23 protein-coding genes are annotated in these 23,816 nt (G+C 71.7%); 10 read left to right on the plus strand and 13 right to left on the minus strand.

Annotated features, from left to right (window positions below; all coding sequences use genetic code 11):
- The first annotated feature begins 145 nt into the window (after positions 1-145).
- Positions 146-1,000: a formyltetrahydrofolate deformylase gene (purU, locus tag AB0C28_RS39735; protein ID WP_358080491.1), complete on the plus strand. Its 855-nt coding sequence runs from the start codon at positions 146-148 to the stop codon at positions 998-1,000.
- On the opposite strand, the gene AB0C28_RS39740 is transcribed toward purU, so the two are convergent.
- Positions 997-1,980: an NADP-dependent oxidoreductase gene (locus AB0C28_RS39740; RefSeq protein WP_358080493.1), complete on the minus strand. Its 984-nt coding sequence runs from the start codon at positions 1,978-1,980 to the stop codon at positions 997-999. The two genes, purU and AB0C28_RS39740, sit on opposite strands and share 4 nt — an antisense overlap.
- A gap of 97 nt (positions 1,981-2,077) precedes the next feature.
- On the opposite strand from AB0C28_RS39740, the gene AB0C28_RS39745 reads away from it, so the two are divergent.
- Positions 2,078-2,695, plus strand: coding sequence for a helix-turn-helix domain-containing protein (locus tag AB0C28_RS39745; RefSeq protein ID WP_358080517.1), 618 nt, complete (start codon positions 2,078-2,080; stop codon positions 2,693-2,695).
- Here AB0C28_RS39745 and AB0C28_RS39750 read toward each other — a convergent pair whose 3' ends face one another.
- From AB0C28_RS39750 to AB0C28_RS39760, 3 genes are read right to left on the minus strand one after another with little or no spacing between them, the layout of a single operon-like run.
- Positions 2,696-3,046, minus strand: a complete 351-nt coding sequence (locus AB0C28_RS39750; protein WP_357856257.1) for a VOC family protein — start codon at positions 3,044-3,046, stop codon at positions 2,696-2,698. It lies immediately after the preceding gene.
- Positions 3,047-3,051: 5 nt separating this feature from the next.
- Positions 3,052-3,843: an AraC family transcriptional regulator gene (locus tag AB0C28_RS39755; protein ID WP_358080495.1), complete on the minus strand. Its 792-nt coding sequence runs from the start codon at positions 3,841-3,843 to the stop codon at positions 3,052-3,054.
- A gap of 31 nt (positions 3,844-3,874) precedes the next feature.
- Entirely contained in the window at positions 3,875-5,932 is a 2,058-nt protein-coding gene (locus AB0C28_RS39760) for a prolyl oligopeptidase family serine peptidase (protein ID WP_357856262.1), read from the minus strand.
- A 283-nt stretch (positions 5,933-6,215) separates the two neighbouring features.
- Between AB0C28_RS39760 and AB0C28_RS39765 the strand changes: the two genes are divergently transcribed.
- Genes AB0C28_RS39765 through AB0C28_RS39775 form a run of 3 tightly spaced genes read left to right on the plus strand, consistent with a single transcriptional unit; the run spans position 6,216 to position 7,795 of the window.
- A complete protein-coding gene (locus AB0C28_RS39765) occupies positions 6,216-6,722 on the plus strand; it encodes an HNH endonuclease (RefSeq protein ID WP_139634404.1) in 507 nt (168 codons plus the stop codon).
- A 47-nt stretch (positions 6,723-6,769) separates the two neighbouring features.
- On the plus strand, positions 6,770-7,567 hold the full coding sequence (locus tag AB0C28_RS39770; RefSeq protein ID WP_358080497.1) for a GNAT family N-acetyltransferase: 798 nt from the start codon (positions 6,770-6,772) through the stop codon (positions 7,565-7,567).
- 18 nt (positions 7,568-7,585) lie between these two features.
- Positions 7,586-7,795 (plus strand): zinc ribbon domain-containing protein, encoded by a 210-nt coding sequence (locus AB0C28_RS39775; protein ID WP_346108176.1) that lies wholly within the window; start codon positions 7,586-7,588, stop codon positions 7,793-7,795.
- Positions 7,796-9,071: 1,276 nt separating this feature from the next.
- Here AB0C28_RS39775 and AB0C28_RS39780 read toward each other — a convergent pair.
- From AB0C28_RS39780 to AB0C28_RS39790, 3 genes are all read right to left on the minus strand, one after another.
- Complete coding sequence (locus AB0C28_RS39780) at positions 9,072-9,572, minus strand: WYL domain-containing protein (RefSeq protein ID WP_357856270.1); 501 nt, start codon at positions 9,570-9,572, stop codon at positions 9,072-9,074.
- Positions 9,573-9,780: 208 nt separating this feature from the next.
- Complete coding sequence (gene ilvD, locus AB0C28_RS39785; RefSeq protein ID WP_357856273.1) at positions 9,781-11,619, minus strand: dihydroxy-acid dehydratase; 1,839 nt, start codon at positions 11,617-11,619, stop codon at positions 9,781-9,783.
- Positions 11,620-11,743: 124 nt separating this feature from the next.
- On the minus strand, positions 11,744-12,532 hold the full coding sequence (locus tag AB0C28_RS39790; RefSeq protein ID WP_358080499.1) for a thioesterase family protein: 789 nt from the start codon (positions 12,530-12,532) through the stop codon (positions 11,744-11,746).
- Positions 12,533-12,627: 95 nt separating this feature from the next.
- Here AB0C28_RS39790 and AB0C28_RS39795 point away from each other — a divergent pair, with 95 nt between their 5' ends.
- Positions 12,628-13,347 (plus strand): TetR/AcrR family transcriptional regulator, encoded by a 720-nt coding sequence (locus tag AB0C28_RS39795; protein WP_357856279.1) that lies wholly within the window; start codon positions 12,628-12,630, stop codon positions 13,345-13,347.
- Here AB0C28_RS39795 and AB0C28_RS39800 read toward each other — a convergent pair.
- On the minus strand, positions 13,332-14,159 hold the full coding sequence (locus tag AB0C28_RS39800) for a nuclease-related domain-containing protein (protein WP_357856282.1): 828 nt from the start codon (positions 14,157-14,159) through the stop codon (positions 13,332-13,334). The genes AB0C28_RS39795 and AB0C28_RS39800 overlap by 16 nt on opposite strands.
- A 214-nt stretch (positions 14,160-14,373) precedes the next feature.
- Between AB0C28_RS39800 and AB0C28_RS39805 the strand changes: the two genes are divergently transcribed.
- Positions 14,374-14,664, plus strand: a complete 291-nt coding sequence (locus AB0C28_RS39805) for a hypothetical protein (protein WP_357856285.1) — start codon at positions 14,374-14,376, stop codon at positions 14,662-14,664.
- 7 nt (positions 14,665-14,671) lie between these two features.
- Positions 14,672-15,034 carry a DUF5130 family protein gene (locus AB0C28_RS39810; RefSeq protein WP_346108189.1) on the plus strand — a complete coding sequence of 121 codons (363 nt, stop codon included), beginning with the start codon at positions 14,672-14,674 and terminating at the stop codon, positions 15,032-15,034.
- A 90-nt stretch (positions 15,035-15,124) separates the two neighbouring features.
- On the opposite strand, the gene AB0C28_RS39815 is transcribed toward AB0C28_RS39810, so the two are convergent.
- From AB0C28_RS39815 to pepN, 3 genes are all read right to left on the minus strand, one after another.
- Positions 15,125-16,075: a hypothetical protein gene (locus AB0C28_RS39815; protein WP_357856288.1), complete on the minus strand. Its 951-nt coding sequence runs from the start codon at positions 16,073-16,075 to the stop codon at positions 15,125-15,127.
- A 225-nt stretch (positions 16,076-16,300) separates the two neighbouring features.
- On the minus strand, positions 16,301-17,599 hold the full coding sequence (locus AB0C28_RS39820; protein WP_358080501.1) for a serine/threonine-protein kinase: 1,299 nt from the start codon (positions 17,597-17,599) through the stop codon (positions 16,301-16,303).
- A gap of 106 nt (positions 17,600-17,705) precedes the next feature.
- Complete coding sequence (pepN, locus tag AB0C28_RS39825) at positions 17,706-20,270, minus strand: aminopeptidase N (RefSeq protein ID WP_357856294.1); 2,565 nt, start codon at positions 20,268-20,270, stop codon at positions 17,706-17,708.
- An 89-nt stretch (positions 20,271-20,359) separates the two neighbouring features.
- Between pepN and AB0C28_RS39830 the strand changes: the two genes are divergently transcribed.
- Positions 20,360-20,980 (plus strand): DsbA family protein, encoded by a 621-nt coding sequence (locus AB0C28_RS39830; RefSeq protein ID WP_357856297.1) that lies wholly within the window; start codon positions 20,360-20,362, stop codon positions 20,978-20,980.
- 99 nt (positions 20,981-21,079) lie between these two features.
- Positions 21,080-22,483 carry an aldehyde dehydrogenase family protein gene (locus tag AB0C28_RS39835; protein WP_357856300.1) on the plus strand — a complete coding sequence of 468 codons (1,404 nt, stop codon included), beginning with the start codon at positions 21,080-21,082 and terminating at the stop codon, positions 22,481-22,483.
- Between the two features lie 93 nt (positions 22,484-22,576).
- Here AB0C28_RS39835 and AB0C28_RS39840 read toward each other — a convergent pair whose 3' ends face one another.
- Complete coding sequence (locus AB0C28_RS39840) at positions 22,577-23,308, minus strand: SDR family oxidoreductase (RefSeq protein ID WP_357856303.1); 732 nt, start codon at positions 23,306-23,308, stop codon at positions 22,577-22,579.
- Between the two features lie 9 nt (positions 23,309-23,317).
- Complete coding sequence (def, locus tag AB0C28_RS39845) at positions 23,318-23,803, minus strand: peptide deformylase (RefSeq protein ID WP_357856306.1); 486 nt, start codon at positions 23,801-23,803, stop codon at positions 23,318-23,320.
- Positions 23,804-23,816: the final 13 nt, after the last annotated feature.

Here is a 23,816-nt window from a genome sequence, read left to right on the forward strand (position 1 = left end):
CCCTAGATCTGCTCAATGATGGACAACGGGGGGACGAGGACTCGCTTACCCCCCGCTCCCGGTACGCTCGACCGTGGCCGCAGACCGGTACTCTGCCCGGCAGTCGCACGACGCCGCCACGTCCGAGCCCGCGAGAGTGAAAGCCATGACCAGCCCCGCCGAATACATCCTGACGCTGTCCTGCCCCGACCGGCCCGGTGTGGTCGCCGCCGTCTCCGGCCTGCTCGCCGGGCGCGGATGCAACATCATCGAGAGCCAGCAGTTCGGCGACCGGGTCGGGCAGCGCTTCTTCATGCGGGTGCAGTTCGCGGCGCCGCTGGGCGAGGACGAACTCAACGCGGCCTTCGCCGCCCTCGCGCCCGACTTCGCCATGGAGTTCAAGCTGCGTGACGTGGCCAGGAAGCCGCGCGTGCTGATCATGGTGAGCAGGTTCGACCACTGCCTGAACGACCTGCTCTACCGTGTCCGGTCGAAGGCGCTCGACATCGAGATCGTCGCCGTCGTCTCCAACCACCCCGACCTGCGCCCGCTCACCCAGTCCAACGGGATCGACTACCACCACCTGCCGGTCACCCCCGAGACCAAGCCGAAGCAGGAGGCCGAGGTCCTCGCGCTGGTGGATCACTACCAGGTCGACCTCGTGGTGCTGGCCCGCTACATGCAGGTGCTCTCCGAGGACCTCTGCGCGAAGCTGGCCGGCCGGGCGATCAACATCCACCACTCGTTCCTGCCGTCGTTCAAGGGCGCCAAGCCGTACCACCAGGCCCACAGCCGCGGGGTCAAGCTCATCGGCGCGACGGCCCACTACGTGACCGCCGACCTGGACGAAGGGCCGATCATCGAGCAGGAGGTGGCCAGGGTCAACCACAGCCACTCCCCTGAGGACCTGGTGGCGATGGGGCGCGACGTGGAGTGCGTGGCGCTGGCCAGGGCGGTCAGGTGGCACGCCGAGCAGCGGGTGCTGCTCGACGGGCACAAGACCATCATCTTCCCGCGCTAGGTCTGCTGGACGGTCACCACCAGCTTGCCGCGCACGTGCTCCCGCTCCCAGTCGGTGTAGGCCCGCGTGGCGTCCTCCAGCCGGTAGCGGCGCCCGGCGGTCGGGGGCAGCACTCCCCGCATCGCCAGTTCGGCCACCTCCTCCAGGTCGCCGGGCCTGGCCGTCGCGTACAGGGTCTCGAACCCCGTCCCAGGGGCGGGGCTCGGGAACGCGACGGTGAACAGGCCGCCGCCGGGCCGCACGACCGGGGTCAGCGCCGGCAGGTCTCCGCCCGGCAGAGCCAGGTTGACCAGCGCGTCGACGCCGCCGGGATGGCGGCGCAGGGTCTCGGCGCCGACGTCGGCCGAACGGTCGATGGTCTCCGCCGCGCCGAGGCCCTTCACGTACGTCTCGTCCGCCGGGATCGCGGTGGCGATCACATGGACGCCGCGCGCCGCCAGTAGCGGCACCACGGCGCCGCCCACCCCGCCGGTGGCGCCGATGACCAGGACCTTCGTCCCGGGGGTGAAGTCCCAGGCGCGCAGCAGCGGAAACGCGGTCAGTGCGGCCATGGGCAGGGTGGCGGCGTGCTCGGCGGGCAGGCCGGAGGGGCGCGGGGCGAGCGCCGGGGTGGTGGCCTCGAAGACGGCGTACTCGGCCATCGTCCCCGTCGTGAAGGGCGGGGGATCGCAGAGCAGGCGCGCCAGGGCGCCCGCCGACCGCGAGAGGCCGAGCCCGAAGATCTCGTCGCCGGGGACGAACCGGTCCACGCCCGCGCCGATGGCCGTCACCGTGCCGGCGAAGTCGCTGCCGAGCACATGCGGGAAGGTCAGCGGCACCCGCTCCTTGAACACGCCGCTCACCAGCCGCAGGTCGGCGGGGTTGAGCCCGGCCGCCGCGATGCGTACCTGGACCTGGCCAGGGCCGGGTTCCGGGATGGGCAGGTCCGCCAGGCGCAGGGTTTCCGCCCCGCCGTACCGGGTCGCCGTCAATGCCTTCATGAGACCTCCACTAAACGGACCGTGCGGTCATGTTGCTGTCGGGCAGCATAGTATGACCGCGCGGTCCGGTTACGGTAGGGTCCCTGTCGTGGGAGCGATGAGAGCCGACGCCGTACGCAACCGGCGGCTGCTGCTGGACGCGGCGGCGGCCGAGCTGGCCGAACACGGCACCGAGGTCTCCATCGCGCGCATCGCGGCGCGCGCCGGGATCGGCAAGGGTACGGTCTTCCGCCACTTCGCCACCAAGGAGCAGCTACTGCTCGCGATCTTCAGCGATCAGCTCGACGGCCTCTCGGCCACGGGCGAGGCGCTGCTTCAGCGGCCCGTTCCGGCGGACGCGCTGCTGGAGTTCATGGCCGCCGCCGTCGAGCTGCAGCTCGCCGACCGGTCCCTGTGCCAGGCGGTCACCGCCGCCATGCGCAGGGAGCCGGTGGTGCGGGCGGCCGGTGACCGGCTGGTCGCGGTCGCCGAGGCGCTGACGGCCCGCGCCAGGCAGGCGGGCGAGGTGCGCGACGACGTGACGGGGGCGGACATCGTGCTGCTGATCAACGCCGTCATGCAGGGCACGGCCCCCGTGAGCGACACGGTTCCCGGCCTGTGGCGCCGCTACCTGAGCATGATCTTCGACGGCCTGCGCCCCGAGGCCGCCCGCCCGCTCCCCGTTCCGGCCCCACAGTCCCTTGCTCCGGCCCTGGCTCCGGGCCGAGCGCTGTGATCAGGGGCGATAGGTGCCGAAGAACCAGGGGTTGCCCTCGGGGTCGGCGCACGCGTACTCGCGCGACCCGTACGGCTGCTCGACCAGCTCCATCGTGATCGAGGCCCCCGCGGCCCTGGCCCGATCATGGTGGGCGTCCACGTCCTCGACGGCCACGTAGATCCCGGGACCGCCGGGCCGGCCCTGTCCGATCATGATGATGTCGTCGCCGACCAGCAGCTCGGCGTGGTTGACGACGCCGGCGTCGTCCTTCGAGCTCTCCCGCACCCGGAAGCCGAACGCGCCGGTCAGGAAGTCGATCGCGGCCTGGCAGTCCTGGTAGCGGGCGAGTGCGTAAACGGTTCGTGTCATGAGCCTCACGATGCCCGGCCGCCGGCTGCGGGTCTTGGAAAAATCTGACCGGGCGTCGTGTCGCCCAGCACCCTGAACTCGCGGTTCATGTGCGCCTGGTCGTAGAAGCCGCAGTCGGCCGCCACCTCGGCCGGAGCCGCCCCCGAACGCAGCCGGCGCACCGCCCGGCCGAACCTGATCACCCGGGCCGCCGTCTTCGGCGGCAGCCCGATCTGGTCCTGGAAGCGGGCCACGAGATGGCGATGGCTCCACCCCAGCGACTCGGCCAGCGACGACACCCCGAGGCGCCCGCCCGACTCCAGCAGCCGCGCCCACGCCCACGGCAGCTCCGGCCCCAGAGCGGGGCCCGCCGCGATCCGCTCGCACAGCAGCCGGTCGGCCAGCGCCAGCCGCGCGCGCCACGACGGCGTCGCGGCCAGCCGCTCCACCATCAGCTCCGCCCACGGCCCGAGCAGGTCGCGGGCGGGGAGCACCTGGTTACGCAGCTGCCGCATCGGCAGCCCGTACAGGCGGCGGGCCCCGAACGGCGTCAGGAAGACCTCCACGCCCTCCGTCGGGCCCGCCGTGCGCGTGACGGTGAACCGGTCGCCCAGCCCGCCGCCGAACGCCGTCACGCGCTGCCCGTCGGCCTCCATCGGGCTGCCGAAGGCGAGGATCAGCACGGCTCCGGGCATCGCCATCTCCGACCGGGTCACCGGCGCGGCGTACTGTTCGCGATAGGCGCACAGCCTGGTCACGTATGGTCGCAGCGCGGCACTGGGCACGGCCTCGATCATGGCGAGCCCCGGTGACTCCATGCCTGCCAGGCTACCGACCGGCCGGCGAACCTTACAGGCCCGTGTGCCGGGCCAGGAAGGTCAGCGTGTCGGCGGACAGATCGACGCTCCTGCTCACCGAGCGCGCCCCGTGCCCGACCTCCGTCTCGTTGCGCAGCAGCACGGGCCGGTCGGAGGTCGAGGCGTGCTGCAGCGCCGCGCACGTCTTCCACGCGTGCAGCGGATGCACGCGCGTGTCGGACTGGAAGACGGTGAACAGCGTCGCCGGGTAGGCCACCGACTCGCGGACGTGGTGGTAGGGCGAGTAGCCCCACAGCCAGCCGAACTGCTCGGGATCCTCGGCCGAGCCGTACTCGACGTTCCAGGTGGCGCCGAGCCCGAACTTCTCGTAGCGGATCATGTCGAGCAGCGGCGCGGAGCAGACCACGGCCGCGTACAGCTCAGGACGCTGCGTCAGCGCGGCGCCCACCAGCAGGCCGCCGTTGGAGCCGCCGGAGATGCCGAGCTGCTCGGGCGTGGTGACGCCGGTGGCGATGAGGTGCTCGGCCGCCGCGTGGAAGTCGTCGAACACGTTCTGCTTATGGGCCAGCATGCCGGCGCGGTGCCACTCCTCGCCCTCCTCGCCGCCGCCGCGCAGGTTGGCGATGGCGTAGACGCCGCCCGCCTCCACCCAGGCCAGGATCGAGGCCGAGTAGCCGGGGGACATGGACAGGCCGAAGCCGCCGTAGCCGTACAGGATGGTGGGCCGCGGGCCCTCGGCCGCGCCGTTCGGGGAGATGACCAGCATGCGGACGTCGGTGCCGTCCTTCGAGCGGTAGACCACCTGCTCGGTGCGGACGTCGGGCACCTCGACCGCGCCGGGGGAGGCCGCCCACAGCGTGGTCTCGCCCGTGCCGGCGTCGTAGCGCTGGATGGTGGGCGGCGTGGTGTTGTCGGTGTAGCCGAACCACGCCTCGTGGCCGCCCTCGGGCCGCTCGGAGATGCCGCCGATCGTGCCGAGCCCCGGCGTGGGCACCTCGCCCAGGCGCTCGCCGGTCGCCAGGTCGTGCACGCTGATCTCGCTGATGGCGTGGCGGGTCCAGCCCACCAGCATGACCGGCCGCTCCAGGTCGTCGAGGATCGCGAAGTCGGACAGCACCGCCTCGGGGTCCTCGGGGATCAGGTCGCGCCAGTGGTCGAACTCCGGCGCCGCCGGGTCGCTCACGCACACCCGGCCCCTGCTCGCGTCGCGGTCGGTGTGGACGTAGAGCCTGCCGTCGCGCCCGAAGACGAGCCCCGTCTGCGCGTCCACGCCCTCCTGCACGACCCGCAGCTCCGGCCGGTCGATCGGCGACTCGGTCAGGTCGGCCACCCACAGGTCGTTGCGCGGCGCGGTGCCCTCGTGGGCGGACACCTGCAGCCAGCGGCCGTCGCGCGAGACGGACACGCCGTAGTAGTTGGTCATCTTCAGGCCCTGGCCGAAGATCATCACGTCGTCCTCGGTGGAGGTGCCGACGCGGTGCAGGTAGACGCGGCGGTGGAACTGCGTCTCGTTCTCCGGCACCTCGGTGCTCGGCAGCCTGCGCACGTAATAGAACGCCGCACCGCCCGGCAACCAGGCGATGGGGGAGTAGCGGCACCGGTCGATCGGGCCCTCGACGCGCGCGCCGGTGGTGACGTCGACGACGTAGAGCACCGACTCCTCGTCACCGCCCACCGAGATCTGGTACGCCAGCAGCCTGCCCTCCTTGTCGGGCTGCACCGCGTCGAGCGTGGTGAGCCCGGAGGGGTCGATCGCCATCGGGTCGACGAGCGCCCGCTCGGTCCCGTCGGGCTCGGCCACGTAGTAGACCGCGTGCTCCTGGTCGGGGGTGCGGCGCGAGAAGAAGTGGCGCCCGCCCCGCCAGGCCGGCACCCCGACCGAGCCGGACCGCAGCAGCTCGGCGATGCGGCTCTTGAACCGCTGCGGCCCCCGCTCCTTCGCGAACAGGTCGGCCTGCCCGAGCAGCCAGCCCTTCGTCTCCGGGCTGTCCGGATCCTCCAACCACCGATACGGGTCGGGAACAGGCGTTTCGTGCAGGATGTCGACCACGTCGTCGCGGCGCGCGGTCGGGTACGGCTCTCGGGTCATGTCTCGAACCCTACTGCCAACGGGCATGCGTAAAGCGCTGGTCGAGCGGGCATAAAACGTACCGTGAGTCCCTTTGGTCATTCCGGCAGGAGGTTTTTGGGGTGGCGGGGACCACGGTGCAAACGCCAGACTTGGTGACAGGACGGTGCCGTGGTGACCATCCGCTGGACCGTCCGGCGGAGGTCCACGTGACGGAAGCACTAGTGCCCCAGGAGGGGCCGACAGTCGGGACATGCCGTGGCATGTCCCCTTTGATACGCGCGCAGCAGGAAGAGGCCCGATGATGCGCCAAGTCCTGCTGCTCAATGCCACCTACGAGCCACTGACCACCCTCTCGCTGCACCGCGCCGTGGTGCTCGTGCTGCGGGAGAAGGCCGACGTCGTCCACCGTGACGGCAGGGGCGCGGTGCTGCGCTCCGCGAGCCGCACGCTCGACGTGCCGTCGGTGATCAGACTTCGAAGATATGTCCGCATTCCCTACCGGTCCCGCATCCCGCTGACCAGGGCCGCCCTCATGCGGCGCGACGACTACCGCTGCGCCTACTGCGGGCAGCGGGCCGAGACCATCGACCACGTGATCCCCCGGTCCAGGGGCGGCACCCACACCTGGGAAAACTGCGTCGCCTCCTGCACCACCTGCAACCACAGGAAGGCCGACAAATACCTTGAGGAGCTGGGGTGGACGCTGCGCGTCAGCCCCGCGGTGCCACGGGGCGCCCACTGGCGGCTCATCGGCGCCTCGCTCGTCGGTGACCCGCAATGGGCGCCCTACCTCGAGGCCGCGGCCTGACACAACCGCATTGAGCCGGAGTGCCACCGCCTGACACCATGCCAGGCATGTGGACCTTCACCTCAGACGTCGAGGAGTACGCCGCGGTCGCCGAGCCGTTCCTGCTCGGCGACCCGGTGCGCAACACCGTGCCGCTGACCATCCTGGCCAACCTGCGGGCCGGCATGCCGGCGAAGGACCTGCTGTTCGGCTGGTGGACGGTGGACGGTGAGGTTCTCGGGGCGGTCTTCCATACGCCGCCGCACCCCGTCGGGCTCTTCGCGGTGCCCGTCGAGGCGGTCGGCGCGTTCGTGCGGGCGCGTCACGGCGACCTGCCCGCGCTCGTGGGCCCGCTCGACGTGACCGCCGAGGTCACCCGGCTGCTCGGACCGCCCGACCGGGTGGTCTCGGAACGCCTCTACCGGCTCGGCACGCTCACGGTCCCTGACGTGCCCGGCCGGGGCAGGCCCGCGGTGCCGGCCGACTTCCCGCTGCTGGTGAGCTGGTACCAGGCGTTCGGGGAGGAGGTCGCCATGGGCGAGGGCGACGTCGTCGAACGGGTCGCGCGCCGGCTGGCCGGGCGCGAGCTGTTCGTCTGGGAGTCCGACGAGGGGCCCGTCTCGCTCGCCGCCCTCTCCCCGGCGGCCGGCGGCGTCTGCCGCATCGGCCCCGTCTACACGCCGCCGTCCCGCCGCCGGCGCGGCTACGGGGCCGCCGTCACCGCCTTCGCCAGCCGGACCGGCCTGGCGGAGCGCTGCGAGCAGGTCGTGCTCTTCACCGACCTGGACAACCCCACTAGCAACGCCATCTACCAGGCGATCGGCTACGAACCGGTGGCCGACTACGCCCACCTCACCTATCGCTGACCGGGCTAAGCTTGGCGCATGCCGCGTTACGACTTCCGCTGCCGCGCCTGCGGCTCCACGTTCGAGGTGTCCCGCCCCATGTCCGCCTCCGACGATCCGGCGACGTGCCCGGAAGGCCACGGCGACACGGTCAAACTGCTGTCCACGGTCGCCATGACCGGCGGCGCCGCGGCCCCGAAGGCCGGCGGTGGCGGTGGCTGCTGCGGCGGCGGTTGCTGCGCCTCCTGACCCGCCGGCGGTCCCCCGGGAAGCCCGGGCTCGGCGGTCAGGGCGCCGGCCGCTATCGGCCACCGGCCGAGGACGGCCGCGTCGCCCGGCCGCGTCAGCGCGTCCACCGTCAGCCGGGCCAGCCCTTCGACGGTGGTGACGCCGGTCTCCAGGTCGGGGCTGCGCTCTGACAGTACGGCGAGCAGCAGTTCGTGCCCGTGCACCTGGAGCCGTCCCACGCTGTTGACCGTCCACAACCCGTCGTGGGCGTCGGCGGGCAGCCAGCCGTTCTTGAGCGCCGTCTCACCCTCGGGGGCGGCGGCGCTGACTCCCCAGGCCTGCGCGGGCTCCACCGATGACATGAGCTCCATGGCGTAGTGCCGGCTGCGGGCGGTCAGCGGCCCTTCGGGGTCCGTTAGCTGCTCCAGGACCCTGACCTGGTCCGACGGCCGGCTGTGGGTGATCCCCCATGACGTTCCGGCGCCAGGACGGGTGTGCCGGGCGCCGACCTGACGCAGCATCCGGTCCAGCCCCTCCCGGCCGCCTATGGTCAGGTAGAGGTCGCGGGCGCAGTCGTTGTCACTGTGGCGGATCATCCGCGAGGCCAGTTCCCGCTCGTGACCGCTCAGGGGCTCGCCGCCCTTGCCCAGCAGGAACGCCAGCAGGATGTCCACCTTGGCCACGCTGGCCAGCAGGAACGGGACCCGCTCGCGGAAGGCGTACCTGATGCCGGTCGTGCGGTCGTAGACGGCCAGGGCCGCACGCCCTGGACGCTCGCGCAGGTAGCGCCCCAGAGCCCGATCGAGCGCCCGCCGCTCGGCCGGCGGCAGCGCCCTTGCGGCATCCGTCCCCGGCACCCGCCGCGCCACGGCCACCGGACCCGGCGCCAGGTCCGATGCCGTGCCCGTCGTGGTGCCCGTCGTGGTGCCCGTCGTGGTGCCCGTCGTGGTGCCCGTCGTGCCCGTCACCGTGTCCGGCGGCCTGTGCGGCGGCACGGGAGAGCGGGCGTAGGTGACGAGCAGGGCGGCGAAGAGCAAGAGTTGCCGAACGCGCATGCCCGGGAGCCTGCCACCCGCCATCCCAACGACCGGAGACCACCGGGTCAAACTTCACCCAGATCTGCCGCCCGACCCCGACCGGCGGGAGCAGCCCGAAGGACGTCCGCCCGGCCGGAGGGACGCCCGAAACGGGATCTGTCATCCGATCCCCGACCGGCGGGTGCGGCCAGGAGGAGGCCCGAACCCGGACGCGTCGTCCAACCCCTGGTCGGCGGGTGCGACCAGGGGGCCGGACCGGGTCAGGCGGCCGTGATCGCGCGCCGCTTGCGGCGCTGGAAGGGCAGGAAGCGGTCGGCCAGGTGCGGGCGGGACGGGGTGAGCGTCGGCTCGACGGCGATGATCCGGTCGAACCTGAACGCCCTGATCGCCCGGCGCGTCCTGCACACCCCGACCAGATACCAGTATTCGCGGTGGACCAGGCACGTCACCGGCTCGACGTCGCGGGCGGTGACGTGGCCCGAGGCGTCACGGTAGTGCAGGCGGATGTTGAGCCGGCTGGTGATGGCGTCGGCCATGAGCCTGGCCCGGGAGGCCACGTCGGTGGGCAGCGGCTCGGTGAGGGTCGCGAGCGTGGTGGCGATGACGTCGTCGTCGAGCTCCAGGTGCTCGAACGCGTGTTGCAGGCCACGCCGGGCGGTGACGGCCTGCGGCCCCGCGCCGAGGTGGGCGAGGGAGAGTGCGAGTGCGGCGATCTCGGCGGTCGTCAGCGGGCGAGTATCGTGCTTCACGACTGTCGTCATACCCAAAGAATACGGGCGCCCACCGACAATTTTCGAAAACCTGTGCGGCAGACGGCGACATTCCTGTCACCTGCCGCACAGATCACGAACCACCGCGAGAGCCCCAGAACAGGCCGCGAATCACGACGAAAACCCGATCAGGTCGCACACGGCCGCGAGGACCCGGACGGGTCGCGCGGCGCCGCGAGCAACCTGAGCGGGCCGCGCGTCACCGGGAGAGCTGGGACAGGTCGCGGGAGGCACCCGTCGAGGCCGACGTCGTCATCGCCGCGTACGCCTGCAGCGCCACGCTGACCTTCCTGTCGCGGTCACGCGGCCGGTATCCGCCCAGCTCGGCCAGCAGCTTCTCGCGCCGGGCGGCCAGCTCGGCCTCGGGCACGCGCAGCTCCAGCAGCCGGTTGGGGATGTCGATGTCGATGATGTCGCCGTCTTCGACCAGCGCGATGGAGCCGCCCTCGGCCGCCTCGGGTGAGGTGTGACCGATCGACAGCCCGGAGGTGCCGCCGGAGAAGCGCCCGTCGGTGATCAACGCGCACACCTTGCCCAGGCCCCTGCCCTTCAGGAAGGACGTCGGGTAGAGCATCTCCTGCATGCCGGGCCCGCCCTTGGGGCCCTCGTAGCGGATGACGACCACGTCGCCGGCCTTGACCCGCCCGCCGAGGATGCCTTCGACCGCCTGCTCCTGCGACTCGAACACCACCGCCGGCCCGCTGAACGTCCAGATCGACTCGTCGACCCCGGCCGTCTTCACCACGGAACCGTCGCGCGAGATGTTGCCGTAGAGCACGGCCAGGCCGCCGTCGGCGGTGTAGGCGTGCTCGCGGTCGCGGATGCACCCGGCCTCGCGGTCGAGGTCGAGCTCGTCCCAGCGGTTGTCCTGGGAGTACGCCTTGACCGTGCGCACGTTGCCGGGCGCGGCGTGCCACAGCTCGACGGCCTCGGGCTTCACCGAAGGCGAGCGCACGTCCCACGTGGTCAGCAGGTCGGCGAGCGTGCCGCCGTTGACCGTGGTCACGTCGCGGTGCAGCAGCCCGGCCCGGTCGAGCTCGCCCAGGATGGCGGGGATGCCGCCGGCGCGGTGGACGTCCTCGACGTGGTATTTGTCCGTGGCCGGGGCGACCTTGCACAGGCACGGCACCCGCAGCGAGATCTCGTTGATCTCCTTGAGCCCGAAGTCGACCTGGGCCTCGCGGGCGGCGGCCAGGATGTGCAGGATCGTGTTGGTGGAGCCGCCCATGGCCACGTCGAGGGTCATCGCGTTCTCGAACGCCTCGCGGGTGGCGATCGAGCGCGGCAGCACCGACTCGTCGCCGTCCTCGTAGTAGCGGCGGGTGATCTCGACGAGCTGGCGGCCCGCGTCCTCGAACAGCTGCTTGCGCGCTTTGTGCGTGGCCAGGATCGTGCCGTTGCCGGGCAGCCCCAGGCCGATGGCCTCGACCAGGCAGTTCATCGAGTTGGCTGTGAACATGCCGGAGCACGAGCCGCAGGTCGGGCAGGCGTTCTCCTCCATGGTCAGCAGGTCGGCGTCGGAGACCGAGTCGTCAGCGGAGGCGATCATCGGGTCGATCAGGTCGAGCTTCTTGCCGGGCGTCTTGCCGGCCTCCATGGGCCCGCCGGAGACGAAGATCGTCGGGATGTTCAGCCGGAACGCGGCGAGCAGCATGCCGGGGGTGATCTTGTCGCAGTTGGAGACGCAGATCAGCGCGTCCGCGCAGTGGGCCTCGACCATGTACTCGACCGCGTCGGCGATGAGCTCGCGCGACGGCAGCGAGTAGAGCATGCCGCCGTGGCCCATCGCGATGCCGTCGTCGACCGCGATCGTGTTGAACTCGCGGGGGATCGCCCCCGCTTCCCTGATCGCCGCGGACACCACGTCGCCGACCTCGCGCAGATGCACATGGCCCGGGACGAACTGGGTGAAGCTGTTGGCCACCGCGATGATGGGCTTGCCGAAATCGCTCCCGGCTACGCCGGTCGCCCGGAGCAGGGCCCGGGCACCGGCCATATTCCTGCCGTGGGTGACTGTGCGTGACCTGAGGGCGGGCATTGGGCTTCTCCCATCGCTAGCGAGTCCTCACATGTTACGGCCGCCGCCCGGTAACTGAGACAACTGTCCACGTGTCGGACGGCCGTTACCGGATCGTGCCCCGGCCCCGCGCACGCCCGAGCGACTACCGCCGGTCCGGCAGGCGGACGGCGGCGAGCTGGGTGGCCTGGGCCACGAGGCGGCCCTTGTCGTCCCAGACATGCGCCACCTCGTCCATCCTCTCACCCGAGATGTCCGTGGCCGCCAGCCGCACCCTGACCGGCCCGGGGGCGGGCAGCCTGCGCAGATAGGCCGACAGCTGGATCGTCGGCACCCACCCCGACAGCCCCAGGTCGAACGAGACCGGCGGCACCGGGTCCAGCGCCACCAGCAGGCTCAGCGGGTCCCAGTCGGAGCCGTCGGCCAGCCGCTGCCAGCTCGCCATCACCCCGCGCCCGGAGGGGGCGCCGGCGGCGAAGGCCAGGTGCGCGGGGTCCAGCCGCTCCTCGATCACGCCCATCAGCGGCACGCTGAAGCTCGCGCCAGGGGGGTCGACGGTCATGCGGAAGCAGTCCTGCTCGGGCGGGAGCTGAACCGGCTCGTGCGCCGACCACCACGGGTCCGCGTCGTCCAGCAGGCCCAGCGTGATGTGCGCCTCGACCCGGATGCGGTCTTCCTGCACGAGAGCGGCCCTGACCTGGGCCACGGTCCTGCCGACGCGCAGCGTCTCGACCCGTGCGACGGCCGCGCCCGGCTCGGGCGGCTCGATGAACGTGCCGCTGACGGCCGTCACGTGCGGATGCCCGCCGCCGGCCGCGCTCTCGCAGGCGGCCCGGCCCAGTATGGCCAGGAGATAGCCCCCGTGCAGCCGGCTGCCCACGCTCCACTGCGCGTCCAGGGTGGCGCCGAACGCGCCATCCCCGTGCGCCGTCACAGCGGTCGCTTCCTGAAAAATCCCCATATGGAGTACGCCCCTTCCGCAGAACCTCAGATTGACATCGTTAACTTGACGACGTCAATGTGAGATGCGTGAGCACCAGACGCGTACGCGCCAGACGCGGAGAAGGGGCCCTGCTGCGCGAGGAGATCCTGCGCGCGGCCGAGGATCTGCTGGCCGAGGCGGGCACCGAGGACGCGCTCACCCTGCGCGCCGTGGCCGAACGCGCGGGCGTCTCCACACCCTCGGTCTACCTGCACTTCGCCGACAAGGACGCGCTCGTCGAGGCCGTCTGCATGCGGGTCTGGGACGAGCTGGGCCGCGTGTTCACCGGCAACCTCGGCGGCGACCCGTTCCTCGCGCTCGGCAAATGCGCCCGCGCCTACGCCCGTTTCGCCCTCGACCACCCCGTGCAGTACCGGGTGCTGATGCTGCGCCCGTCAGCGGCGCCGGGCGTGCCACCGGCCGCCGAGACGGCCTTCCGCCACATGGTGGCCGCCGTCGCGGCCTGCGTGGAGACGCGGGTGTTCGAAGGCGACCCGGAGAAGCTCGCGCTCGGCCTCTGGTCGGCCGTGCACGGCTGCGTCTCCCTGCTCATCGCCCAGCCGGCGTTCCCCTGGCCGCGCGACAGGGAGGCGCTGCTCGACCACATCGTGCGCCAGGCCGGTTTCGGCGCGGCGGTGTATTCACGGCTGCCCGCCACGCTGCCGCCGAGCAAGGAACTGGCCGCCCGTCTCGACGAGTTCGGCGCGAGACTGGCGGCCGGAGCGGATGAACCTGAAGCGGACGAGCCCGGTCAGTCCTCGCCGTAGCGAGCGGGCAGCGCCTGGGCGGCGATGTCGTAGATGCGGTCGATCTCGGTGGTCGTCAGCGCCCGCTCCCGCTTGGTGATCCACTTACGCGCGCGGTCGCCCTGGTAGACGTCCACGCCGCGAATGGTCATGATCTTCCAGGGCACGGGCGGGCCGTAGATGGCCAGCGACGGCACCACGGCGATCTCGCGGCCGAACGACTCGCTGATCAGCGTGCTGGCCTGCGACGCCTCCCACTTGGCCTCGGTGAGGCGGGGTTTCATGTCGAACGGGCCGTGAAAGAGCTTTTTGCCCATCTGCACGCGTACGGGCAGCCGGCGGTCCCACTTCTCGGAGTCGACCGCGTAGACGCCCGTCGGGCCCACCACGAGGTGGTCGATCTGAGCCTCGCTGCCCGGGATCGCCCGCGCGTGCAGCGTGCGATAGCCGCTGCGTTCGAGCTTGCGCAGTTGCGCCTCGGTGCGCCGCTCAGCCACGGACGACCGCCGCCACGCCGGAACGGAGGAGTTGGAGCGTGCCCGCCAGACCGCCTCGAGAACGGCCGCGATCACGCCCGCGGTCACGCCCACCCGCCAGTCGTGCACGAGGAACCCCACCACCAGACCCGCGGCGACCGCCACGATCAGCCGGTTGCGCAGGCGGCGGAAACGGGGTTGTTGCAGCAGGTCGCGCACGGACGCGCGCTGGAGCGGCGCGTACGTGGAGGTGGGCGCCGAAGGCTTGGCGGCGGCGGTCTGCTCGCTTTCTGGTCGGTCGCTCACCCAGATGGGAGACGCGTTGAGACCGTCTTCTCGCTGGTTGTCGGAGTCCACGTCACTCACCGTAGCCCGGGGATTCGATCGATTCCTAGTGTTGCCGCGTCCATAGTTTTATGGCCCAGCTCATCGTGTTCCACGCCTGATTTCGGGGTATGTCTACTGTTCTTCTCTAGAGAAGCCCCGGCAAACGATCTTACCGGGAAAAGACGCGGGGCCGCGGCCGGCATCGGGTCTGGCCGGACCCGCTCACGAGGATTACGGTCTTGTTGTGAACAGCGCGGCAGAGATCCTGCTCTTTCTCATCGGGGTGTCCATGGGGCTGTTCGTGCTGATCAGCCTGCTCGTCATGGTGCCGGGGCGCGGCGCGCGCCGCCGGATCGAAGCGGGCCCGGTGTGGCTGGGCGGCCCCTCCAGGAGCGAGCGCGGCGTGAGCACCTCGGGGCTGGTGCTGGCCGACCGCGTGCCCCCGTGGGCGGACGTGCCCGAGCACGACTGGGTGGCCGCAGCCGAGACCGCCGAGCCCGGCAGGCGCGTCGGCGGCGCCTCCGCGGGATGGTGAGGTGCGCATGAAGGGACTGACCGCCGCTCAGGCCGACGACGTCAGGAAGGCCCTGCACACCGCCGAGCGCCGCAGCGGGCTGCGGTTCGGCGTCTTCATCGGCGAGCCGGTGGGCGGGCGCCGCCACTTCGCCGAACGCCTGCACGCCGCCCTGGGTGATGAGGCCGACCGCGCCGTGGTGATCTTCGTGGACCTCGCCGGCCGGGGGCTGGAGATCGTCACGGGCGAGGACGCGCGGCGGCGGCTGAGCGACAGCGCGTGCCGGCTGACCGCGATGTCGATGGCCACCGCCTTCAGCGTGGGCGACCTGATCGGCGGCCTGCTGTACGGCATCGCCGCCCTGGGCGAACAGGCGACCGCCCGCCGCTAGCGCCGCCGTTCCAGGCGCCTTCCGCCGGCCCTACCGGCCCCGGCGATCAAGCGGCCGCCCGGCGGCTCCGGCGTGCCGCACCGCCGGGCGTCAGTGCCGTTCGAGCAGGCGTACGACGTGCTCGCTGACCCCGGCCAGCAGCGACGCCGGCTCGATCGGGGCCTCGGCCACGGCCGAGAACAGCGACGGCAGCCCGGGCAGCGGAAACCCGTCGTCCTTCAGCGCCGCCGAGCCGACGGCGTTCTTGTCCAGCACCGCCCGGCTGCGCTCCCAGGCGTCGAGCACCTCCTCGGGCGAGGGCACCCCGAACCCGTGGCCCACGGGCGCGGCGTGACGCAGCCGGACGAGCGGCGTCTCGGCGAAGGCCAGCGCCGTGCGCGCCCGCGACTGCAGGTCGGCGCGCGGCTCGGGATCGATCCAGTCCATGGCCGAGCACGGGTTGCGGCAGGTCGCCACGCACACGGCCACCGCCCCGGAGACCTGGCTGTGCTGCCGGTCGAAGTACGCTCGCCAGCCCTCCGCCGGCTCCCCGGACACGCGCAGGGTCCGGTTCGTGGCCGACTGCTCGGACTTGGTGTGGTCGCACTCCCGGTCGCCGATCACGCCGAACCTGCTCCCTGACGCGCTCAGCCCCGCGGGCCACCTGGCGGGATCGCCGGCGTGCCCGAGCTGCGGCTCGAAGGCCAGCAGCGGCAGGTATTCGCTGGCGATGTGCACGGCGGCGATCATCGGGCTCAGCTCGCGCCGGTGCCACCGTACGGCGATGACCTCCAGCAGCAGCCCGTACGCGGGACGCAGCGACTCCAGCGCCCCGCGCGGCTGCTCGCGCGGCGTCTGCGGCATGTGGCAGGCCCGTGCCCGCCGCCGCAGGTCGGCGGGGACCACCCGGGCCTCGGCCGCGAAGTCCTCCGCGTCGAGCGAGAGCAACCGCTGCCCGAACTCGCACACCTCCGCGATCTCCTCGTCAGGCGCGAGCGCGCCCAGGTCGGCGAAGGCGTAGCGGCGGGCGAGGGCGATGAACAGGTCACGAGTCGAGTCCACGCGACGACTTTCTCACGATCAGCGGCCGGACAAGGACATGGAACCCAGGCAGGTCGGGGCTGGGCGCGCTCCTCCCGGAGCGCCAACCCGACCGGCATCACCCCTGCCACCAGCCAGGGCACGCCGCCGGTCGTCCACGACGCGTCCCGGGCCCAGCAACTCAGACACAGCAACTCGCGCCCGGTGACTCAAGCTCGTCAACTCGGGCACGTCAACTCGTGCTCATCAACCGGGGCAGGGCGCGCGGATGCACTGGATCTCCCCGGGCGGCCGGGTGATCGTGGGCTCGGCCGTCGGCTCCTCAGGCCCAGGCGTGGTCGGGTCGGGCGTCGGCTCCTCGGGCTCCGTCGTGGCCGGCGTGGTGGGCGGCGTCGTCGTGCCCGGGCGCGTGGTGGTGGGCTCGGCCGTCACGGCGGGCGGCGACGTCGTCGCCACGGGCGCGGAGCGCGTAGGCCTGGGCGCCGCCGTGCGCTTGACCGGGGGCGGCGAGGTCAGATCCCGGCCGGTGGCCGGCGGTGAGGAGGGGGTGAACTCGATCGTGGTGCTGCCGATCACCGGCGGCGGTACCTCCTCGCTGGCGGCGGGCCCCGAGGGCCGCAGCCAGACGAAGCCCGCCACGGCCAGCGACACCGCCACGGCGGCCGTGATGGTCAGCGCCGCCCGGGTCACGCGCCGCCTGGGCGGCATGGGCAGCGTCTCGGGAGCGGTCAGTGCCTGGCGCGCGGCCTGGGCCATCTGCGGCGCCGTCTGCCAGCGCGCGTCGGGCGCCTTCTCCAACGCCCGCTCCACCACCTGCCGCGGCCCCGGCGGCACGTCGCCGGGCAGCCGCGGGATGGGGGAGTTGAGGTGCTTGAAGATGATCTGTACGGGAGTGTCGCCCTGGAACGGCAGATGCCCGCTCAGGCACTCGTACGCCACCACGCCCAGCGCGTAGATGTCGACCGCCGGCGTCACGTCGCTGGCCGTGGCCATCTCGGGAGCGCAGTAGCCGGCCGAGCACAACATCGTCCCCGTGGCCGTGAGCTGGCCGGCCGAGGCCGAGTGGGCGATGCCGAAGTCGGTGAGCACCACCCCGCCGTCGGGCCTGACCATGAGGTTGGCCGGTTTGACGTCGCGGTGCACGATGCCCTGCGCGTGCGCGGCGGCCAGCGCGTCGCCGACCTCCGCCACCAGGCGCATGGTCGTCTCGACCGGCAGCGGGCCGCGCCGCAGTACGCGGTCGAGCGACTCGCCCTGCACGTATTCCATGACGAGGAAGCTCACCTGGCGGCCGGCGACGTCACAGGTGCCGTAGTCGTAGACGTCGACCACGCCCGGATGCCTGAGCGTGGCCATGGCCCTGGCCTCATTGTGGAAGCGCTGGGTGAACCTCGGGTCCTCGGAGAGCGCGGGCATCAGCACCTTGACCGCGACCGAGCGCCCGAGAACCGTGTCGTCGGCACGCCAGACCTCGCCCATGCCCCCGCCGCCGAGGCGGTCGCCGAGCACGTAGCGGTCGTTGAGGGTGGTCCCCTGGCCTAGCACGGTTTCGAGGCTAACACCGCGCCCAGGATGCCCACGTCATGTCCGCGCGGCTGATCGGCCCCCGCGTTCCCGCGAGGGCCGATCAGCCGCATGATCAGGAAGGAGATCAGCCGGAAGCGGCGTCCTTCTCCCTGTTGCGCAGAGCGCGGCTGACACCGTCGGCGCCCTCCAGGATGAGCCGGCGCAGCGCCTGCGGCGGCTTCTCTCGCGCCAGGAAGTCCTGCGCCGCCCGCACCGTCTCCGGCTCGATCAGCAGCGAGGGGAAGCACCCGACGGCGAACGTCGAGGCCTGGTCGAACGTCCACTCGCGGTAGATCCGGCCCACCTCCGCGAAGTACTTCTCGCGGTACGGCGCCAGCAGCTCGGGGTGGTGCGGGTCCTGGAAGCCGCCGATCGTCGTACGGGCGATGTGGTTGGCCAGCTTGCCGCCCACGATCCGCTCCCACGCCGCCGCCTTGGCCTCGGCGGACGGGATCGCGGCCCGGCAGAGCGCGGCCTGGCGCTCACCCGTCGCCGTAGGGTCCCGTTCGAGCTCGGCGTCGATGTCGGCCTCGGCCAGCCGGCCGCCGGAGACCAGCGCGTGCACGAGGCTCCAGCGCAGGTCGGTGTCGACGCTCAGCCCTTCGGGCACCGAGGTGCCGTCGAGGATGTGCTCCAGCAGGGTCAGGTCCTCGTCGGCACTGGCCACGGGGGCGAACGCCTGGATGTAGGCGAGCTGCTGGTCGGAGCCCGGCTGGGCCGAGGCGAGCAGCGAGCGCAGCTCGGCGGCCAGCAGCGCCAGCCCTTCGGGCCGCCAGGCCGGGTCGGCGTACTGCTGCACCGCCATGCGCGCCTGGCGCAGCACCGCCTGCAGCACGGTGATGTCGCTGACCGTGCCCGCCCCGGAGACGACCAGCTTGACGTAGTCGCGCGTGGACATCTCGCCGTCGCGGGTCATGTCCCAGGCCGCCGACCAGCACAGGGCGCGCGGCAGCGACTCGGTGAACGCGGCGATGCCGCCCTCGACCAGCGTCCGCATCGAGTCCTCGTCGAGCCGGATCTTGGCGTACGTCAGGTCGTCGTCGTTGAGCAGCACCAGGTCGGGCTGCTCCTCGCCGACGAGCTGGACCACGTCCGTACGGGCGCCGACCACGTCCAGCTCGACCCGCTTGGTCCGGGTCAGCTTGCCGTCGGCCAGCGAGTAGAGGCCGATCGCCACCCGGTGGGAGCGCAGCGTCGGATAGTCCGCGGGCGCCTCCTGGAGCACCTCGAACTTGGTGAAGCGCCCGCCGGACACCTCGAACGCCGGCCGCAGCGTGTTGACCCAGGAGGTCTCCAGCCACTCCTTCGACCAGGAGGACAGGTCGCGGCCGGAGGTGCGCTCAAGGGCGGTGAGCAGGTCCTTCAGCTCGGTGTTGCCCCAGGCGTGCTCGGCGAAGTAGTCGCGCACCCCGGCCAGGAAGTTGTCCAGGCCGACGTAGGCGACGAGCTGCTTGAGCACCGAGGCGCCCTTGGCGTACGTGATGCCGTCGAAGTTGACCTCGACCGCCTGCATGTCCGGGATGTCGGCGGCGATGGGGTGGGTGGAGGGGAGCTGGTCCTGGCGGTAGGCCCAGGACTTCTCCACGTTCGCGAACGTGGTCCACGCGCCCTTGCCCCACCGCGTCGCCTCGGCCTGAGCCAGCACGGACATGTAGGTGGCGAACGACTCGTTCAGCCACAGGTCGTCCCACCAGCGCATGGTGACGAGGTCGCCGAACCACATGTGGGCCATCTCGTGCAGGATCGTCTCCGCGCGCCGCTCGACGACCGCGTCGGTGACCCTGGAGCGGAAGACGTAGTCCTCAAGGAACGTCACGCAGCCGGCGTTCTCCATCGCGCCCGCGTTGAACTCGGGCACGAAGAGCTGGTCGTACTTGCCGAACGGGTAACGCACGCCGAAGACGCGGTGGAAGAAGTCGAAGCCCTGACGGGTGACTTCAAGGATGTTGTCGGCGTCGAGGTGCTCGGCCAGCGACGCGCGGCAGTAGACCCCCAGGGGGATGCCGTCGTGCTCGGAGGTCACCTTGTGGAAGGGCCCGGCGACCAGCGCGGTGATGTACGTGGACAGCACAGGCGTGGCCGGGAACTCCCAGCGCCTGGCCGCCTGCACCGTGCCGTGCCGGCCGGCCTGCTCGGGCAGCTCGGTCACCACGGAGGCGGCGGCGTTGGAGACGACCTCCCAGCCGGCCGGGGCCAGCACCGTGAGCTGGAACGTGGCCTTGAGGTCGGGCTGGTCGAAGCAGGCGTACATGCGGTGGGCGTCGGCCGTCTCGAACTGGCTGTGCAGGTAGACCTGCTGGTCGACCGGGTCGACGAAGCGGTGCAGGCCCTCGCCCGTGCGCATGTAGGAGCAGTCGGCGTCGACGACCAGCACGTTGGACTCGGCGAGCGAGGGGAGGGGGAAGCGGCCCCGCTCGGCGTCGTAGGCCGACACGTCGAGGTCGGCGCCGTTCAGCGTGACCTTGCGGACGGTGGCCCCGTGCAGGTCGACGAAGGTGGACTCGCCCGGCCGGGTGCTGGTGAAGCGGACCGTCGTGACGCTCTCGAAGCGCTCCTCTCCCTCGGTCAGGTCGAGTGCGACCTCGTAAGACTCGACCTTCAACAGCCGGGCGCGCTCACGAGCCTCGTCCCGGGTCAGGTTGCCTGCCAAGTTGCGCTCCTTTTCACCACTTCGTCGGGGTTGTCCGTATCCTGCCATGCCGGGAATAGGACCCGAACCACCTCAGGTTACGGGCAGACATGACAGAGAAGATTCCCGTGGACCTGTGGTTCGACCCCTCCTGTCCGTTCGCGTGGGTGACCTCGCGCTGGTTGCTGGAGGTGGAGCAGGTCCGGCCGATCCAGCCCCGCTGGCGGCAGATGTCGCTCTACTTCCTCAACGAGGAGAAAGACGTACCCGCCGACTACCTCGAACGCGCCGCCAAGGCCATGGGCTCGGTCAGGGTCATCGCGGCGGCCGCGGCCAAGCACGGCGAGCACGTCATCGGCGAGCTCTACACCGGGCTCGGCACCCGCCTGCACAACCAGGGCCTGAGCAAGCAGCCCGAGCGCCTGCGCGAGGTCATCGAGGGCGCGCTCGACGACGCCGGCCTCGAACGGAGCCTGGCCGATGCCATGCACTCCGAGGAGTACGACGCCACCATCCGCGCCTCCCACGACGAGGGCATCGGCCTGGTCGGCCAGGAGGTCGGCACCCCGATCATCCGCGTCGGCGACAACGCCTTCTTCGGGCCGGTCATCACGAAGATCCTGCGCGGCGACGACGCGGGCAAGCTCTGGGACGGCGTCCTGGCCGTGACCCAGTACGACGACTTCTTCGAACTGAAGCGCACCCGCACCCGGCGCCCGCAGTTCGACTGATCCCCGAGGGGAAGAAAACCAGGCCGCGGTGGAAAGGGCTTATCCCCGACTCAGGATGAGCCCTCGCCCTCGGGCCTGACGCACTGTAAAGATGGGGCCATGCGTCAGCTGTATATCGACGGCTCCTGGACCGCTTCGGCATCGGACGACTCCATCGACGTCGTCAACCCGGCCACCGAAGAGATCATCGACCGGGTGCCCGCGGGTGTCCCCGACGATGTCGAAGCGGCGGCCGGCGCCGCCGCGCGAGCCTTCCCCGAATGGTCCCGGGCGGCCCACGCCGAGCGTGGCAAACTCCTCGCCGACGCCGCCGAGCTGCTGAAACAGCGATCAGAGCAGGTGGCGGAGATCATCGCCACCGACATGGGCGCGCCGCTGGCCTTCGCGCTCAGAGTGCAGACGCTCATGCCGGTGAGCGTCCTCGCCTCCTACGCCACGCTCGCCGCCGACTATCCGCGCGAGACCCGCGTGGGCAACTCACTGGTGGTCAAGGAGCCGATCGGGGTGGTGGCCGCGATCACGCCGTGGAACTACCCGCTGCACCAGATCGTCTGCAAGGTGGCGCCCGCCCTGGCCGCCGGGTGCACGGTGGTGCTCAAGCCGAGCGAGGTGGCGCCGCTGGCCGCGTACGCGCTGGCGGAGATCTTCCACGAGGTGGGCCTGCCGCCGGGCGTGTTCAACCTGGTCAGCGGCCGGGGGCCGGTCGTCGGCGAGGCGATGGCGGCCCATCCCGCGGTGGACATGGTCTCCTTCACCGGCTCCACCGCCGCGGGCCGCCGGGTGGCCGCGCTGGCCGCGGAGTCGGTCAAGCGGGTCGCGCTCGAACTCGGCGGCAAGTCGGCCAACGTCATCCTGCCCGACGCGGACCTCGCCCTGGCCGTCAAGGTCGGCGTGGCCAACTGCTTCGTCAACGCCGGCCAGACCTGCTCGGCGCAGACCCGCATGCTCGTCCAGCGCGACCAGTACGACGAGGCGGTCCACCTGGCCGTCGAGACGGCCCGCGGCTACCGGGTCGGCGACCCGTTCGACGACTCCACCAAGATCGGCCCGCTGGTGTCGGCGACCCAGCGCGAGCGGGTGATCCACTACATCAACCGGGGCCAGGAGGAAGGGGCCCGGCTGGTGGCCGGCGGCACCGACCGGCCGTACGAGCGCGGCTACTACGTCGAGCCGACGGTGTTCGCCGCCGTGGAACCCGGCATGACGATCGAGCAGGAGGAGATCTTCGGGCCGGTGCTGTCGCTGATCCCGTATACGAGCGAGGACAAGGCGGTCGAGATCGCCAACGACACCAAGTACGGCCTGGCCGGAGCCGTCTGGGCGGGCACCGAGGAACGCGCGCTCGACGTGGCCAGGCGGCTGCGCACGGGCCAGGTGGCGGTCAACGGCGGCCGGTTCAACCCGCTGGCGCCGTTCGGCGGCTACAAGCAGTCGGGTGTGGGGCGCGAGCTCGGCGAGCACGGGCTGGAGGAGTACCTCGAGGTCAAGTCGCTCCAGCTGTAGCCGCGCCGAGCGGCCACCGGGGCCCGCGGGGGCCCCGGAACGGCCCTCGAACGGCCCCTGAGCGGCCGCCCGCCGCGCCCCCGGCCGGACGGCTCAGACGTACAGCCCGCCGGTGGCCAGCACGTTCTGCCCGGTCACCCACCGCCCGTCGGGCCCGGCGAGGAACGCGACCACCGCCGCGATGTCGTCGGGCCGGCCGAGCCGCCCCAGCGCCGTGTAGGCGGGCGTCGCCTCCAGCGCCTCTGGCGGGTTGGCGGCCCTCAGCATGTCGGTGTCGGTGGCCCCGGACGAGACCACGTTGACCGTGATGCCGCGCCCGCCCAGCTCCCGCGAGGCGACCTTGCTGAACTGCTCCATCGCCCCCTTGCTGCCGCAGTAGAGGGCCAGGGCCGGCGCCGGCACCACGGTGTTGAGCGAGGAGACGTTGACGATGCGCCCGCCGTCGCGCATCACCCGCGCCGCCCACTGGATGGACAGGAAGACGGAACGCGCGTTGACCGCGAACACCCGCTCGTAGTCGTCGTCGGTGATCGCGTCGAAGGTCTTCTGCCCCTCGACGGTGGCGGCGTTGTTGACCACGATGTCGACCCCGGGCAGCCGCGCCTCCGCCTCGGCGAACAGCCGATCGAGATCCTGCCTGCTGCCGAGGTCGGCCCGCACGGCGTGCGCGCCCGTCGCCTTGGCGACCCGCTCGGCCGCCTCCGCCTCATGCCGGTAACAGAAGACCACGTCCGCGCCGTCGCCGGTCAGCCGCTCCACGATGGCCTTGCCGATGCCCCTGGAACCGCCGGTGACCAACGCGCCCTTGCCGGAAAGCACGCTCATGCGGCCACGTTATGCCCGCAGCAGGATGGAGCGGGCCTCGTTTCGCGGCAGGCGATCGACGAAGAGCTTGCCGTCGAGGTGATCGGTCTCGTGCTGGAAGCAGCGCGCGAGCGAACCCCGGGCCTTGACGCGCACGGGGCGCTGCAACCGGTCCAGCCCCTCGACGGTCACGCCCGCCGCCCGCGCCAACGGTGCGTAGATCGGCGTGCCCGTCCGGCGGTCGGGCACGGACAGGCAGCCCTCCTGGTCGGGCACCTCCTCGGCGTCGTCGACGGTCAGCAGCGGATTGACCAGGTGCCCCTTGCGTCCCGCGATGTCGTAGACGAACAGCCGCCGGGAGACGCCGATCTGCGGGCCGGCCAGACCGACGCCGTCGGCCGCGTACATGACCTGGAACATCTCGTCGATCAGCCGGCGCAGCTCGCGGTCGAAGTCCGTCACCGGCTCGGCGGGCGTGCGCAGGACCGGGTCGCCGACGACGCGGATCTCTCGCATGAATCTCTGCTTT

It is taken from the genome of Nonomuraea sp. NPDC048892 (assembly GCF_040649735.1).
GTDB classification, from domain to species: Bacteria; Actinomycetota; Actinomycetes; order Streptosporangiales; family Streptosporangiaceae; genus Nonomuraea; species Nonomuraea maheshkhaliensis.

What these genes read in the sequence shown, in the direction of transcription:
- purU (WP_358080491.1), top strand. Translation starts at nt 146, where the DNA reads ATGACCAGCCCCGCCGAATACATCCTGACGCTGTCCTGCCCCGACCGG.
- AB0C28_RS39740 (WP_358080493.1), bottom strand. Translation starts at nt 1,980, where the DNA reads ATGAAGGCATTGACGGCGACCCGGTACGGCGGGGCGGAAACCCTGCGC.
- AB0C28_RS39745 (WP_358080517.1), top strand. Translation starts at nt 2,078, where the DNA reads ATGAGAGCCGACGCCGTACGCAACCGGCGGCTGCTGCTGGACGCGGCG.
- AB0C28_RS39750 (WP_357856257.1), bottom strand. Translation starts at nt 3,046, where the DNA reads ATGACACGAACCGTTTACGCACTCGCCCGCTACCAGGACTGCCAGGCC.
- AB0C28_RS39755 (WP_358080495.1), bottom strand. Translation starts at nt 3,843, where the DNA reads ATGGAGTCACCGGGGCTCGCCATGATCGAGGCCGTGCCCAGTGCCGCG.
- AB0C28_RS39760 (WP_357856262.1), bottom strand. Translation starts at nt 5,932, where the DNA reads ATGACCCGAGAGCCGTACCCGACCGCGCGCCGCGACGACGTGGTCGAC.
- AB0C28_RS39765 (WP_139634404.1), top strand. Translation starts at nt 6,216, where the DNA reads ATGCGCCAAGTCCTGCTGCTCAATGCCACCTACGAGCCACTGACCACC.
- AB0C28_RS39770 (WP_358080497.1), top strand. Translation starts at nt 6,770, where the DNA reads ATGTGGACCTTCACCTCAGACGTCGAGGAGTACGCCGCGGTCGCCGAG.
- AB0C28_RS39775 (WP_346108176.1), top strand. Translation starts at nt 7,586, where the DNA reads ATGCCGCGTTACGACTTCCGCTGCCGCGCCTGCGGCTCCACGTTCGAG.
- AB0C28_RS39780 (WP_357856270.1), bottom strand. Translation starts at nt 9,572, where the DNA reads ATGACGACAGTCGTGAAGCACGATACTCGCCCGCTGACGACCGCCGAG.
- ilvD (WP_357856273.1), bottom strand. Translation starts at nt 11,619, where the DNA reads ATGCCCGCCCTCAGGTCACGCACAGTCACCCACGGCAGGAATATGGCC.
- AB0C28_RS39810 (WP_346108189.1), top strand. Translation starts at nt 14,672, where the DNA reads ATGAAGGGACTGACCGCCGCTCAGGCCGACGACGTCAGGAAGGCCCTG.
- AB0C28_RS39830 (WP_357856297.1), top strand. Translation starts at nt 20,360, where the DNA reads ATGACAGAGAAGATTCCCGTGGACCTGTGGTTCGACCCCTCCTGTCCG.
- AB0C28_RS39835 (WP_357856300.1), top strand. Translation starts at nt 21,080, where the DNA reads ATGCGTCAGCTGTATATCGACGGCTCCTGGACCGCTTCGGCATCGGAC.
- AB0C28_RS39840 (WP_357856303.1), bottom strand. Translation starts at nt 23,308, where the DNA reads ATGAGCGTGCTTTCCGGCAAGGGCGCGTTGGTCACCGGCGGTTCCAGG.
- def (WP_357856306.1), bottom strand. Translation starts at nt 23,803, where the DNA reads ATGCGAGAGATCCGCGTCGTCGGCGACCCGGTCCTGCGCACGCCCGCC.